At 65.0% G+C, this 13,368-nt stretch carries 12 protein-coding genes; 9 read left to right on the forward strand and 3 right to left on the reverse strand.

Annotated elements, in window-relative coordinates:
- Window positions 1-9: 9 nt before the first annotated feature.
- From IG197_RS28070 to pcaF, 9 genes are all read left to right on the forward strand, one after another.
- Window positions 10-558 carry a cysteine hydrolase family protein gene (locus IG197_RS28070; protein WP_192320341.1) on the forward strand — a complete coding sequence of 183 codons (549 nt, stop codon included), beginning with the start codon at window positions 10-12 and terminating at the stop codon, window positions 556-558.
- Between the two features lie 173 nt (window positions 559-731).
- Window positions 732-3,059, forward strand: coding sequence for a bifunctional salicylyl-CoA 5-hydroxylase/oxidoreductase (locus tag IG197_RS28075; protein WP_192320343.1), 2,328 nt, complete (start codon window positions 732-734; stop codon window positions 3,057-3,059).
- A 2-nt stretch (window positions 3,060-3,061) separates the two neighbouring features.
- On the forward strand, window positions 3,062-3,838 hold the full coding sequence (locus IG197_RS28080) for an SDR family NAD(P)-dependent oxidoreductase (protein ID WP_371746586.1): 777 nt from the start codon (window positions 3,062-3,064) through the stop codon (window positions 3,836-3,838).
- Window positions 3,835-4,683: an enoyl-CoA hydratase family protein gene (locus IG197_RS28085; protein ID WP_067967731.1), complete on the forward strand. Its 849-nt coding sequence runs from the start codon at window positions 3,835-3,837 to the stop codon at window positions 4,681-4,683. Before IG197_RS28080 ends, IG197_RS28085 begins: the two co-directional genes overlap by 4 nt.
- A gap of 3 nt (window positions 4,684-4,686) precedes the next feature.
- Window positions 4,687-5,880, forward strand: coding sequence for an acyl-CoA dehydrogenase family protein (locus tag IG197_RS28090; RefSeq protein ID WP_246765453.1), 1,194 nt, complete (start codon window positions 4,687-4,689; stop codon window positions 5,878-5,880).
- 10 nt (window positions 5,881-5,890) lie between these two features.
- A complete protein-coding gene (locus tag IG197_RS28095; RefSeq protein ID WP_067967728.1) occupies window positions 5,891-6,298 on the forward strand; it encodes a thioesterase family protein in 408 nt (135 codons plus the stop codon).
- A 1-nt stretch (window position 6,299) separates the two neighbouring features.
- The gene (locus IG197_RS28100) at window positions 6,300-6,695 is read left to right on the forward strand and encodes a RidA family protein (protein WP_067967726.1); all 396 of its coding nucleotides are present in this window, start codon (window positions 6,300-6,302) and stop codon (window positions 6,693-6,695) included.
- Window positions 6,696-6,697: 2 nt separating this feature from the next.
- Window positions 6,698-8,677, forward strand: a complete 1,980-nt coding sequence (locus IG197_RS28105; protein ID WP_192320347.1) for a 3-hydroxyacyl-CoA dehydrogenase NAD-binding domain-containing protein — start codon at window positions 6,698-6,700, stop codon at window positions 8,675-8,677.
- On the forward strand, window positions 8,674-9,876 hold the full coding sequence (gene pcaF / locus IG197_RS28110) for a 3-oxoadipyl-CoA thiolase (protein ID WP_192320349.1): 1,203 nt from the start codon (window positions 8,674-8,676) through the stop codon (window positions 9,874-9,876). Before IG197_RS28105 ends, pcaF begins: the two co-directional genes overlap by 4 nt.
- Window positions 9,877-9,902: 26 nt before the next feature.
- Here pcaF and IG197_RS28115 read toward each other — a convergent pair whose 3' ends face one another.
- From IG197_RS28115 to argH, 3 genes are read right to left on the reverse strand one after another with little or no spacing between them, the layout of a single operon-like run.
- A complete protein-coding gene (locus IG197_RS28115; RefSeq protein ID WP_192320351.1) occupies window positions 9,903-10,817 on the reverse strand; it encodes a carbohydrate kinase family protein in 915 nt (304 codons plus the stop codon).
- Window positions 10,814-11,851 (reverse strand): ABC transporter ATP-binding protein, encoded by a 1,038-nt coding sequence (locus tag IG197_RS28120; RefSeq protein ID WP_154384300.1) that lies wholly within the window; start codon window positions 11,849-11,851, stop codon window positions 10,814-10,816. Before IG197_RS28120 ends, IG197_RS28115 begins: the two co-directional genes overlap by 4 nt.
- Window positions 11,851-13,365 (reverse strand): argininosuccinate lyase, encoded by a 1,515-nt coding sequence (gene argH, locus IG197_RS28125; RefSeq protein ID WP_192320353.1) that lies wholly within the window; start codon window positions 13,363-13,365, stop codon window positions 11,851-11,853. The genes IG197_RS28120 and argH overlap by 1 nt, the downstream gene beginning before the upstream one ends.
- Between the last annotated feature and the right edge of the window lie 3 nt (window positions 13,366-13,368).

The following is a 13,368-nucleotide window of genomic DNA, read 5'->3' on the forward strand; positions in this document are numbered from 1 at the left end:
ATCAGGGACATGAGCAAACGCGCGGTGATCGCCATCGACATCCAGAACGAATATTTCCCGGGCGGGAAGATGCCGCTCGTAGGCATCGAACAGGCAACTGAAAATGCCGCCCGCATCATCGCGGCGGCACGTGCCAAGGGCGACACCGTCATCCATGTCCGCCATCTCTCGAAGGCCGCCGACGCTCCGATCTTTGCGCCCGGCACGCCGGGCATCGAGATCAACGCCACCGTCGCCCCGGCCGACGGCGAGAAGGTCATCACCAAGAACTTCGTCAATTCATTCCGCGAGACCGATCTCAAGGCGACGCTCGACGCCAAGGGCATTGAGGAAGTCGTTATAGTCGGCGCGATGAGCCACATGTGCGTCGAAGGCGCCACCCGTGCTGCGGCCGACTTCGGCTACAAGACATCGGTCGTTCACGATGCCTGCGCCACGCGCGATCTCGAGTTCAACGGCAAGACGGTGCCGGCCGCCCAGGTCCACGACGCCGTCATGGCAGCGATCGCCTTCGGCTATGGCGAACTCGTGGATACCACGACGTACCTGTCGCGCTAGTACATTCAGGCCCTTCTGGCCCCGGTCGCACGCTCGCCGACCGGGGCCTTTTTGCGTTCACTTCCAAAATAACTTTAAGCTTGAAGTTTTTTTTGAAAGCGTCCATGGTGCCTCCATGGTCAGGGTCGGGCACGCATGTCCACTGGACCGAACGGCTTCAGGAGGAGGACGGCATGCGCATTGTCTGTATCGGTGGCGGACCGGCCGGTCTCTATTTTGCCCTGCTGATGAAGAAGCAGCACCCCGAGCATCAGGTTACCGTCGTCGAGCGCAACCGGCCCTTCGACACTTTCGGCTGGGGCGTGGTCTTCTCCGACGCCACCATGCAGTCGATGCGCCAGTGGGACCCGGCTACCGCCGAGACCATCGAGGACGCCTTCAACCACTGGGACGACATCGAGCTGGTGTTCAAGGGTCGCAAGATCCGCACCACCGGCCACGGCTTCGTCGGCATCGGCCGCAAAAAGATGCTGAACATCCTGCAGGAGCGCTGCATCGAGCTCGGCGTAGAGCTGGTGTTCGAGACCGACGTGCAGGGCGACCAGGACTTCCCCGAAGCCGACCTCATCATCTCGTCGGATGGCGTGAACTCGCGCATCCGGCACAAATATGCCGACATCTTCAAGCCCGACATGGTGATGCGGCCGAACCGCTACATCTGGCTCGGCACCGACAAGCGCTTCGACGCCTTCACCTTCGACTTCCAGCGCACCGAGCACGGCTGGTTCCAGGCGCACATCTATCGTTTCGACGACAACACCTCGACCTTCATCGTCGAAACCACCGACGAAGTGTTCAAGGCGCATGGCATCGACGAGATGGACCAGGATCAGTCGATCGCGTTTTGCGAGAAGCTGTTTGCCGGGACGCTCGAAGGCCACAAGCTGATGACGAACGCGCGCCATCTGCGCGGCTCGGCCTGGCTGAATTTCGGCCGCCTGATCTGCGACAAGTGGAGCCACTTCAATGGTCAAAGCCACGTCGTCCTGATGGGCGACAGTGCCCATACTGCACATTTCGCCATCGGCTCCGGCACGAAGCTTGCCATCGACGACGCCATCGAGCTGACCCGCCAGTTCGACCTCATCGGCCACGACAAGGCCAGCATCCCGGCCGTGCTCGAAGCCTATGAAGAAGTACGCCGCGTCGACGTCGCCCGCATCCAGAATGCGGCACGCAACGCCATGGAGTGGTTCGAAGTCGTGGGCACCCGTTATGCCGACACGCTCGAACCCGAGCAATTCATGTATTCGATGCTGACCCGCTCGCAGCGCATCAGCCATGAGAATTTGCGCCTGCGCGACAAGCACTGGTTGGAAGGTTTCGAGCGCTGGTTCGCCGAGCGCGCCGGCGTATCGCCTGCCCCCAACGGCTCGGTGCCGCCGCCGATGTTCACGCCGTTCTCGATCCGCGGGCTGACGCTGAAGAACCGCATCGTGATGTCGCCGATGGCGATGTATTCGGCCACCGACGGCCTGCCCGACGACTTCCACCTCGTCCATATCGGCGCCCGCGCCATGGGTGGTGCGGCGCTTGTCTTCCCGGAGATGACCTGCGTGTCGCCAGACGCGCGCATCACGCCCGGCTGCCTCGGCTTGTGGAACGACGAGCAGGCGAAAGCCTTCAAGCGCATGGTCGACTTCGTCCACCAGCAGACGCCGGCGAAAATCGGCATCCAGATCGGCCATGCCGGCCGCAAGGGCGCGACCAAGGTTGCCTGGGAAGGCATCGACCAGCCGGTAACCTCGGGTGGCTGGCCGCTGATCTCGGCCTCCGCCCTGCCTTATCTCAAGCATTCGGACATGCCGCGCGCCATGACCCGCGAGGATATGGATCGCGTTCTGGCCGATTTCGTCAGCGCCACGGAACGGGCCCGCGACCTCGGCTTCGACATCCTCGAACTGCATGCCGCCCACGGCTACCTGCTGTCCTCCTTCCTGTCGCCACTGACCAACCTGCGCGACGACGAATATGGCGGCAACCACGAGAACCGCGCCCGCTATCCGCTCGAAGTGTTCCGCGCCATTCGTGCCGTCTGGCCTGAGGACAAGCCGATCTCGGTGCGTCTCTCCACCCATGACTGGTACGAAGGCGGCAACACGCCTGAAGACGCGGCGATCTTCGCCAGGATGTTCAAGGACGCCGGCGCCGACATGATCGACTGCTCGTCGGGCCAGGTGGTCAAGGAAGAGCAGCCAGTCTATGGTCGCCTGTTCCAGACGCCCTTCTCCGACAAGATTCGCAACGAGATCCAGGTGCCGACAATTGCCGTGGGTGCGATCTCGGAAGCCGATCACGCCAACTCGATCATCGCCGCCGGCCGCGCCGATCTCTGCGCCGTCGCCCGCCCGCACCTCGCCGACCCGTCTTTCGTCATGCATGAGGCGGCAAAGATCGGCTATGCCGAACAGGCCTGGCCAAAGCAGTATCATTCGGCCCGTGCCCAATATGTGAACAACCTCGCCCGCGCCGCGGCGGCTGCTCCCACGGGCAAGGCATGAGCATGGCCAAGCGTCACGCCCTGGTCACCGGCGCCGGCAGCGGCATCGGCCGCGCCATCGCACTGGCGCTCGCCGCCGACGGCCACGGCGTCAGCCTGTGCGGACGGCGTGCCGCGCCGCTCGAGGCGGTGCGCGACGAGATCGCCAAGATCGGCGGCGAGGCCTTCGTCCTTGATGGCTTCGACGTCACTGAAGCGCATTCGGTCGAGGCAGGCATCGCCAAGGCGATTGCGCATGCAGGCGACATCGCCGTGCTGGTCAACTGCGCCGGCGAAGCGCCGTCGGCACCGTTCGACAAAACCGACCTGGCATTGTGGAACCGGGTGATGGGCATCAACCTCACCGGCACGTTCCTGGTCACACAGGCAGCGCTTGCTTCGGTCAAGCGCGCCGGCAAGGGCCGCATCGTCAATGTCGCCAGCACCGCCGGCCTGACCGGCTATGCCTATGTCTCAGCCTATTGCGCCTCAAAGCATGGCGTGGTCGGCATGACGCGCGCGCTGGCTCTTGAGCTTGCCCGCACCGACGTCACCGTCAACGCGGTTTGCCCCGGCTTCACCGACACGCCGCTGCTCGACGGCGCCGTGGAAACCATCACCGGCAAGACCGGGCGTTCGGCCGAAGAGGCACGCGCCACGCTCGCCCGCGTCAATCCGCAAGGGCGGCTGGTGACACCAGAGGAAGTGGCCGACACCGTGCTCTGGCTCGCCTCGGAAAAGGCAACCGCAATCACAGGCCAGGCGATCCCGGTCGCCGGCGGCGAAGTTCTGGGAAGATGACCATGACCAACCCGATGCAGGACAAGAAGCATCCCTTCCAGGGCCACAAGGCTCAGCACTTCAAGTTCGAGACCGATGCCGACGGCAAGGTCGCGACGATCACGCTGAACCGCCCAGAGAAGAAGAACCCGCTGACCTTCGAGAGCTACGAGGAACTCGGCAACCTGTTCCGCGCCCTGCACCGGGCCAGCGACGTGCGCGCCATCGTCATCACGGGTGCCGAGAACAACTTCTGCTCGGGCGGCGACGTCTTCGAGATCATCGAGCCGCTGACCCGCATGCCGATGCATGACCTGCTCGACTTCACCCGCCTCACCGGCGATCTGGTGCGCCAGATGCGCGCCTGCCCGCAACCGATCATCTCCGCCGTCGACGGCATCTGCGCTGGCGCCGGTGCGATCATCGCCATGTCGTCCGACTACCGCGTCGCAACCCCGGAGGCGAAGACCGCCTTCCTGTTCACCCGCGTCGGCCTGGCCGGCGCCGACATGGGCGCCTGCGGCATCCTTCCGCGCATCATCGGCCAGGGCCGCGCTGCCGAACTTCTGTTCACCGGTCGCGTCATGACCTCGACCGAGGGCCATGCCTGGGGCTTCTACAATGCGCTGCATGAGCGTGGCGCACTGCTCGCCGAGGCGCAGAAATTCGCCCGTAACCTGGCCGACGGCCCCTGGTTTGCGCATGCCATGACCAAGAAGATGCTCGACCAGGAATGGGCGATGGGCATCGACCAGCTGATCGAATCCGAAGCGCAGGCCCAGGCGATCTGCATGGCGACCGGCGACTTTCGCCGCGCCTTCGAGGCTTTCGCCGCCAAAGCCAAGCCCGAATTCAAGGGGAACTGAGCCATGGCCGCGCATTTGATGCCGACCAGTGCGCCAACCCGCGACCACCTCGACTGGCCGTTCTTCGCCGACCCCCACCGCGCGTTGGCGGCTGAACTCGACGCCTTCATCGCCAGCGGCGGGCTGGGCGAGATCGACCATGGCAATGCCGACGGCGCCTGCAAGAAGCTGGTGGCGGCGCTTGGTCAGGCGGGTATCCTGCGCCACTGCGTGCCGGCGGCCTTCGGCGGCGCGTCGGACGTGATCGACAGCCGCTCGCTCTGCCTGATCCGCGAGACACTGGCCTATGCCGACGGTCTCGCCGACTTCGCCTTTGCCATGCAGGGACTGGGCACCGGCGCGATCAGCCTGTCCGGTACGGACGAACTCAAGCAGGCCATCTTGCCTAGGATTGCCCGAGGCGAACTGATCTCGGCCTTCGCCCTGACCGAGCCAGAGGCCGGCTCCGACGTTGCCGCCATGAGTACCAGCGCCCGCCGTGATGGCGACACCTATGTGCTCGACGGCGAGAAGGTCTTCATCTCCAATGGCGGCATCGCCGACGTCTACACCGTCTTTGCCCGCACCGGCGAGGCGCCCGGCACGCGCGGTATCTCGGCCTTCGTCGTCTATGCCGACACTCCGGGCTTTTCGATCACCGAGCGCATCGAGACGATCGCCCCGCATCCCCTGGCACGCGTCAGGTTCGACAATTGCCGCATCCCGGCATCCCAGCTGTTGGGCGAACCGGGCGAAGGCTTCAAGATTGCCATGCGCACGCTCGACATTTTCCGGCCGTCAGTGGCTGCCGCAGCCCTCGGCTTTGCCCGCCGCGCCCTCGACGAAGCCGTAGCGCACGCCAGGTCCCGCAAGATGTTCGGGGCGACGCTGGCCGACCTGCCGACCGCTCAGAGCACGCTGGGCGAGATGGCGACTGCCATCGACGCAGCCTCGCTCTTGACCGTGCGTACTGCCTGGCGGCGCGACGTGCAAAAGCTGCCGATCACCCGCGAGGCCGCCATGGCCAAGATGACGGCGACCGAGAACGCCCAGTGGGTCATCGACCAGGCACTGCAGCTGTTCGGCGGCCGCGGCGTGCGTGTCGGCGAGATCACCGAGCGCCTCTATCGCGAGATCCGTGCGCTGCGCATCTACGAAGGCGCCACCGAAGTGCAGAAGCTGATCATCGGCCGCGAGCTGATGAAGGCCTCGAGGTAGGAGAGCTGACGTGCCCTTCCGTACCTCAAGGCCGCTGCGTTTCGGAGACTGCGATCCCTCCGGAATCGCCTACTTCCCGTCTTACCTGAACATCCTCGTCGGTGTTTTGGAGGAGTTCTTCGGCGATGCCGGTGCGCCGTGGAAAGACCTGATCGCCGAACGGCGCATCGGCACGCCGACGGTGCGACTGGACCTCACCTTTGCCCATCCGGGCTTCCATGGCGACACGCTCGACTTCGAGCTGTTCGTCCGCCGCATCGGCCGCTCCTCGCTCGATCTCGAGCACAAGGTTTCGGCCGCCGGCACGCTGCTCTGGAGCGCCCGCCACAGCGTGGTCGCCACTTCGCTCGATACCCACAAATCGCTTGCCTGGCCGGATGACCTCCGCGCCGCGCTCGAAAGCCGCCTGGAGACTTGAGATGCATGAGATCCTGCAACCCGAAGGGTGGGCCAAGCCCATCGGTTATGCCAACGGCATCGCCGCGAGCGGCCGCACCATCTTCGTCGGCGGCCAGATCGGCTGGAACGCGCAGTGCCAGTTCGAGACCGACGACTTCGTCGGCCAGGTGCGCCAGACGCTGGAAAACGTCGTCGCCGTGCTGAAGGCCGGCGGCGCCGAGCCGCACCACATCACCACGATGACCTGGTACTTCACCGACAAGAAGGAATACACCGAGAACCTGCGCGGCCTCGGCCAGGCCTATCGCGATGTGATCGGCCGCCACTTCCCCGCCATGGCCGCCATGCAGGTGGTGGCGCTGGTCGAGGACCGCGCCAAGATCGAGATCCAGGCCACCGCGGTCATCCCGGCATAGCCATGAGCGCGACGCGGTTTTCGGAGAGCGTTTCGGGCAGCATCCGTGACGGCGTGCTCGTCGTCATCATCGACAATGCGCCCGTCAACGCCACCTCGGCGCATGTCCGGCAGGGGCTGGTCAAGGCACTCGACCATGCGTCAGCCGTTGGCACCGTCATCGGCGTCGTCATCACCGGCGCCGGCCGCACCTTTGTCGGCGGCGCCGACATCAGGGAGTTCGGCAAGCCACCGGTCGAGCCGACGCTTCCCGAGGTCATGCAGCGCATCGAGAATTGCAGCAAGCCGGTGGTTGCTTCCGTCAATGGTGCTGCCCTCGGCGGCGGCTGCGAGATCGCGCTTGCCTGCCATGGGCGCGTTGCCGGCGAGGCGGCGAGTTTCGGTTTGCCCGAGGTCAAGCTCGGCATCGTGCCGGGCGCCGGCGGCACCCAGCGCCTGCCGCGCCTCATCGGCACCGTCGCGGCAATCGACCTGATCGGCAGCGGCCGCACAGTCAGGCCTGATGAAGCCATCAAGCTCGGCCTTGTCGACGGCGTCGCAGCCGATCATCTCGCGGCAGCCGTCGGCCTTGTCCATCAACTCGCCGGTCAGTCGCAAAGGCGCACGGGCTTGCTCGATGTCCCGATCGCCGAATTGGCCGCCGTCGAGGCGGCGTCAAAAAAGGTCTTGTCCAGATCACGCGGCCAATCGGCACCTGCCGAGGCCGTTCGCCTTGTCCGGCTGGCTTCGGAAAGGACTTTCCGGGACGGTCTCGCCGAGGAGCGCGCCACCTTCCTGCGCCTGCGGGATTCCAATGAGGCGGCAGCCCTGCGCCATGTCTTCTTCGCCGAGCGGCAAGCCGGCAAGGTCGACAAGCTTGAGGGCATTGCCCCACGCAGGATCGAGACGGTCGGCATCGTCGGTACCGGTCTGATGGGCGCCGGCATCGCGGTCGCAGCGTTGACAGCTGGCTACCGCGTCGTCGGCATCGAGCAGACCGAAGACGCCGCCACCAAAGGGCGCGAGCGCATCGCCGGCATTCTCGACAAGGCGGTCCAGTCAGAGCGCCTTGCGGCGACAGTTCGCGACGGATGCCTTGCGCGGCTGGCTGTGGCTGCGAACATCGGCGAACTCGCCGCAGCAGACCTCGTCATCGAGGCGGTGTTCGACGATCTCGCGGTCAAGACCGAGCTGTTCCAGCGCCTCGACGGCATCGTCAGGTCGGATGCGATCCTCGCAACCAACACCAGCTACCTGAACCCCGATGAGATCGCAGCGGCGACTGCTCACCCTGGGCGCGTGGTCGGCCTGCACTTCTTCTCGCCGGCCAACATCATGCGCCTGGTCGAGGTCGTCGACTGCAAGGCAACCGCGCCCGACGTGCTCGCTTCCGCATTGGCCTTCGCCAGGAAACTCGGCAAGCTGCCGGTGGTCTCAGGCGTAACCGAAGGCTTCATCGGCAATCGCATCTTCTCGGCCTATCGCCGCGAGGCGGAGTTCATGGTCGAGGACGGTGCAGCCCCCGAAGAGGTCGACGCAGCACTCGAAGCCTACGGCTTTCCGATGGGCATCTTCACCGTCTACGACATGGCCGGGCTGGAGATCGCCTGGGCGCGACGCAAGCGGCAGGCGGCAACGCGCGATCCAAACGCGCGTTATGTCGAGATCGCCGACAAGCTTTGCGAAGCCGGCCGTTTCGGTCGCAAGACAGGCAAGGGCTGGTACGACTATGCGTCAGGCGAAAAGGCCGTCGATCCAGAGGTCACTGCGCTGATCGCCGCCGCACGCGCGGCCAAGGACATCTCGCCCCGCCGCTTTACGGTCGACGAGATCGTCGACCGGTTGCTGCGCGCCATGGCCGACGAAGGCGCTGCCTTGCTCACCGAGGGCATCGCCGCGCGATCGAGCGACATCGATCTGGTGATGATCAATGGCTACGGTTTTCCGGCGCACAAGGGCGGGCCGATGTTTGCAGCCGAAACGCACAAGGACATCACACCATGACCGAAGCATACATCGTAGGCGGCGTCCGCACCCCGATCGGCCGTTATGGCGGCGCGCTTGCCTCTGTGCGCACTGATGATCTCGCCGCTCACGCCATTCGCGAAGCGCTGGCGCGGCACCCTGGCATCCCCGCCGACCAGATCGATGAGGTCGTGCTCGGCTGCGCAAACCAGGCCGGCGAAGACAACCGCAATGTCGCCCGCATGGCTGGCCTGCTTGCGGGCCTGTCGGTATCGGTGTCCGGAACGACGATCAATCGCCTCTGCGGTTCCGGCCTCGACGCGGTTGGTTATGCAGCACGCGCCATCAAGCTCGAAGAAGCTGACATCATCATTGCCGGCGGCGTCGAAAGCATGTCGCGCGCGCCTTTTGTCATGCCCAAGGCTTCAAGCGCATTCCAGCGCAGCACCGAGATCTTCGACACCACCATCGGCTGGCGTTTCGTCAATCCGTTGATGGAAAGACAATACGGCATCGATTCCATGCCTGAAACGGCCGAGAACGTCGCCGCCGAGTTTTCCATTTCACGCGAGGATCAGGATCACTTCGCCCTGCGCAGCCAGGCTCGTGCCGCCGCAGCGCAGAAGAGCGGCCGTTTTGCCCGCGAAATCGCTCCTGTCACCATCAAGGGCCGCAAGGGCGAAGCGACCGTCGTCGAGCACGACGAGCATCCGCGCGAAACGACGATCGAAAAGCTTGCGGGCCTTTCGGCACCCTTCAGAGATGGCGGCACGGTGACCGCCGGCAACGCGTCGGGCGTCAATGACGGGGCCGCAGCCGTCATCATCGCATCGGCACGCGCCGTCGAACGCCACGGTCTCAAGCCGCTTGCCAAAATCGATGGCATGGCGACATCAGGCGTAGCGCCGCGCATCATGGGCATCGGCCCGGTCGGCTCGACGCAAAAGCTTCTGGACCGCGCCGGCCTTGTCATATCAGACATCGATATAATCGAACTCAACGAAGCCTTCGCCGCGCAGTCGCTGGCATGCATGCGCCAGCTCGGCCTTGCCGACGACGCGGGCCACGTCAATCCGAACGGCGGCGCCATCGCGCTTGGCCACCCGCTCGGCATGTCGGGCGCACGTCTGGCACTGACCGCAGCGCTGGAACTCGACCTGCGTGGCGCAAGACGCGCGCTGGCCACCATGTGCATCGGTGTCGGCCAGGGCATCTCGCTTTTGATTAGCCGGCCGTAGCAGGCGGCGCGCCTCGTTCGTAACCGTCAGCCAGCAGCCCTGCGCAGCGGCTGGCGCAGGATCGCCGAACCTCCCGCCGCCTGGACGGCAAGGCTGCCATAAGTGATGCCGGCGGCAAGGCAGGCTTGCTCGGACTGACCCGAAAGCCATGCGTCGATGAAGCCTGCATTGAAGGCATCGCCCGCGCCCGTCGTATCGACGACAGGGACCTCTTCGGCCCGCCGGTGCAGCAACTGGGCAGCGGCCTTCAACCACGCGCCCTCGCCGCCCGCTTTCAGGGCCACGATCGGAAAGTCCCTGGACAGGATCTCGATTGCCGCGATCGGATCGTTCTCCTGCGTAATGGCGGTGGCCTCTTCCATGTTGGGCAGGAAGATATCAACGCCGGCGCAGCGATCGAGCAGTTCGGCTTCGTAGATCAGCGTCTCGTCCCAGCTCGGATCGAGCGAGACGGTCAGCCCCCTGGCCTTGGCGCGGCTGACCAGATCGGGGATCTCGTGCAGCGTGGCATATTCGGCGATGTGCAGATGGCCGGCGTCGCTCCAGTCGAGTGCGGCGTCAAGCGTCGCCGGCAGCGCGGTCCCAGCACGCCGCGACAGGAAGGCGCGGTCGTTGCCGATCACCGATGCGACGGTAACCTGCGGCCCGGCACCGGGTGAATGCTCGACGAAGCGCAGGTCGACATTGCTGGCACCGAGCTCAGCCTCGATCCCTGTCGACAGCGCGTCCGTGCCAAGGCGCGCCACCAGAGCGACTTGACGCCCGGCATGGGCCATGTGGGCGGCCGCAATGAACGCGCCGCCGCCGGCAGCCATCTTCATGTCCTGCGCAAACACCTCGCGCCCCGGCTCGGGCAGCGCAGCCAGGCCGGTGAAAATCAGGTCACAGTAAATCCGCCCGATGCTGAGCACCGCCGGACGCTTGGCATTTTTCGATGTCATTGCCGGCCCAGGCTCTTCTCGGTCTTGGCGTCGAAGAGATAGAGGCTGCCAGGCGCCGCGCGGCAGGTCAGCGTGCTGCCCGTCGCGGGGATGAACTTGCTCGGCGCAGTGGCAATCACGGCACTGCCGTCGACATCGAGATGCACCAGCGTCTCCGGTCCGAGCGGCTCGACCGCCGTCACCGTTCCGGTGAGCTCCAGACCACCGTCCGACTTCTCGACGGCTGCAGTCAGTTCGTGCGGGCGCACACCAATCAGGATGTCGCCGCCGGCAGCGGGCTCGATGCCCTTGCCGTTCTTGCGGCCCGGCACCAGGTTCATCGACGGACTGCCGATGAAGCGCGCGGTGAAGACATCGACCGGGTTTTCGTAGAGATCGGTCGGCGTGCCCACCTGCAGGATGTGGCCGTCCTTCATGACGACGATGCGGTCGGCCATGGTCATCGCCTCGACCTGGTCGTGGGTGACATAGACTGTGGTCGTCTTGAGCTTCTGGTGCAGGCGCTTGATCTCGATGCGCATCTGGGCGCGCAGCTGGGCGTCGAGGTTGGACAATGGCTCGTCGAACAGGAAGGCCGAAGGATTGCGGACCATGGCGCGGCCGATGGCGACGCGCTGGCGCTGACCGCCCGAAAGAGCCGCCGGACGGCGGTCGAGATATTTCTCCAGGCCGAGGATCTTGCCCGCCTCTTCGATGCGCTGGTCCTTCTCGGCCTTGGACAGCTTCGAGGTGTAGAGACCGAAGCCGATATTCTGGCGCACGGTCAGGTGCGGGTAGATGGCGTAGTTCTGGAACACCATGGCGATGTTGCGCTGCTTGGGGTCACGCTCGTTGACCACCTCGCCGCCGATCTTCAGCGTGCCGCCGGAGATGTCCTCGAGCCCGGCGATCATGCGCAAGGTCGTCGACTTGCCGCAGCCCGAAGGCCCAACGAAGACCACGAATTCGCCGTCGGCGATTTCAAGGTCGATACCCTGGACGACGTCCACCTTGCCGTAGCGCTTGACCAGCTTTTCAAGTTCGATCGTCGCCATCAGAGCGCCCCCGCCAGTGCCTTGAATTTCTCACCGAGTTCTTTTGCGGCTTTCGCCTCGTGCCCGGCATGTTCCTGTGCGACGGCTTCCAATGCCGCTGCCTTCTTCCTGTAGACGCCGATCGCCTCGGCCATCGCCGCCGGTGCCGGGCCGCCGAAACGGTCGCGCACGGCAACGAAATGTTCGGGCGAGACGATCTCTTCGAACTTGTCACGGCCGAAGCTCGGTTCGCGTCCGGTCGAATGCCTGAAGGCGTCGAGGAACGGCGCGTAGCCATCCTTGGCAAGCCCGCCGCCAGCCGCGACCACTGCCTTGGCGACCGTCGCCGCGATCTCGTGCGCCTCGCGGAAGGACAGGCCCTCGATGCGGACGAGCGAGTCGGCAAGTTCGGTGATGGTGATGCACGAGCGGCGGATGTTTTCAGCCACACGCTCCGGATCTATGCGGATCGCGCCGACGAAGGCGGCGAGCAGGTCGAGCACGCGGGAGGCAGCGGTAAACGCCTCGTAGCCCATCGACTGCGTTTCACCTTCGCTGTCGTTCATGTCGGTGAACGGCGTGTTGTGGATGACACCGAGCACGGTGCGGGCGCGGCCCATCGTCTGGCTGGCGAGCAGCCGCATATGCTCGATCGGCACCGGGTTGCGCTTCTGCGGCATGATCGAGGAGATCTGCACGAATGCGTTCGGCACGTAGACTTGTCCGACCTCGAAGCTGGTCCAGAACTGGAAGTCCTGGATCAGGCGGCCGACATGCAGGAACATCAGCTCGATCGCCGAATAGGTCGAGGTGATGTAGTCGGATGCCGCGATACAGCTGTAGGAATTGCGCAAGGGTGCGGCAAAGCCGAGCAGATCGGCGACGCGCTGCCGGTCGATCGGGAAACCCGACGTGGTGATGGCGGCGGCCCCCATCGGCGACAGGTCGACGATCTTGCGCGCCTCTTCGAAGCGCTCGATGTCGCGGAGCAGCACCTCGATGGCAGCCGACAGGTAATGCCCGAATGTCGAAGGCTGCGCCGGCTGGCCGTGCGTGTAGGCAACGATCAGTGTCGCCTTTTCACGCTCGGCCGCGTCGATCATCGCGGCCAGCAGATGTCGCGCCTTGACCATCAGCGCATCGATGCGCTGCTTGAGCCCTAGCTTGAACAGCGTGTGGTCGATGTCGTTGCGCGAGCGCGAGGTGTGCAGGCGTCCGGCGACATCAGCGCCGAGGCGGGCCTTCAGTTCCTTTTCGATAAGGAAGAAGAAGTCCTCGACCTCGCCGGTATAGACCAGCTTCTCAGGATCGACTTCACGGTCGATGGCTTCGAGAGCGCCGGCGATCGCCGACGCCTGCTTGGCATCAAGAATGCCGGTCTCGGTCAGCATTACCAGATGCGCCCGGTCGATGGCGCGGAAGCCGTCGACATGGTGTGTCTTGGCGCCGTCGAAAAGCGGCCGAAGCACCGTCTCCTTGTAGACGGGATCGGGGAAGACGCTCTTGTCGGAGAGCCTCGGGTTCAGTTCAGACATTTT

The sequence above is a fragment of the Aminobacter sp. SR38 genome (genome assembly GCF_014843375.1).
GTDB classification, from domain to species: domain Bacteria; phylum Pseudomonadota; class Alphaproteobacteria; order Rhizobiales; family Rhizobiaceae; genus Aminobacter; species Aminobacter ciceronei.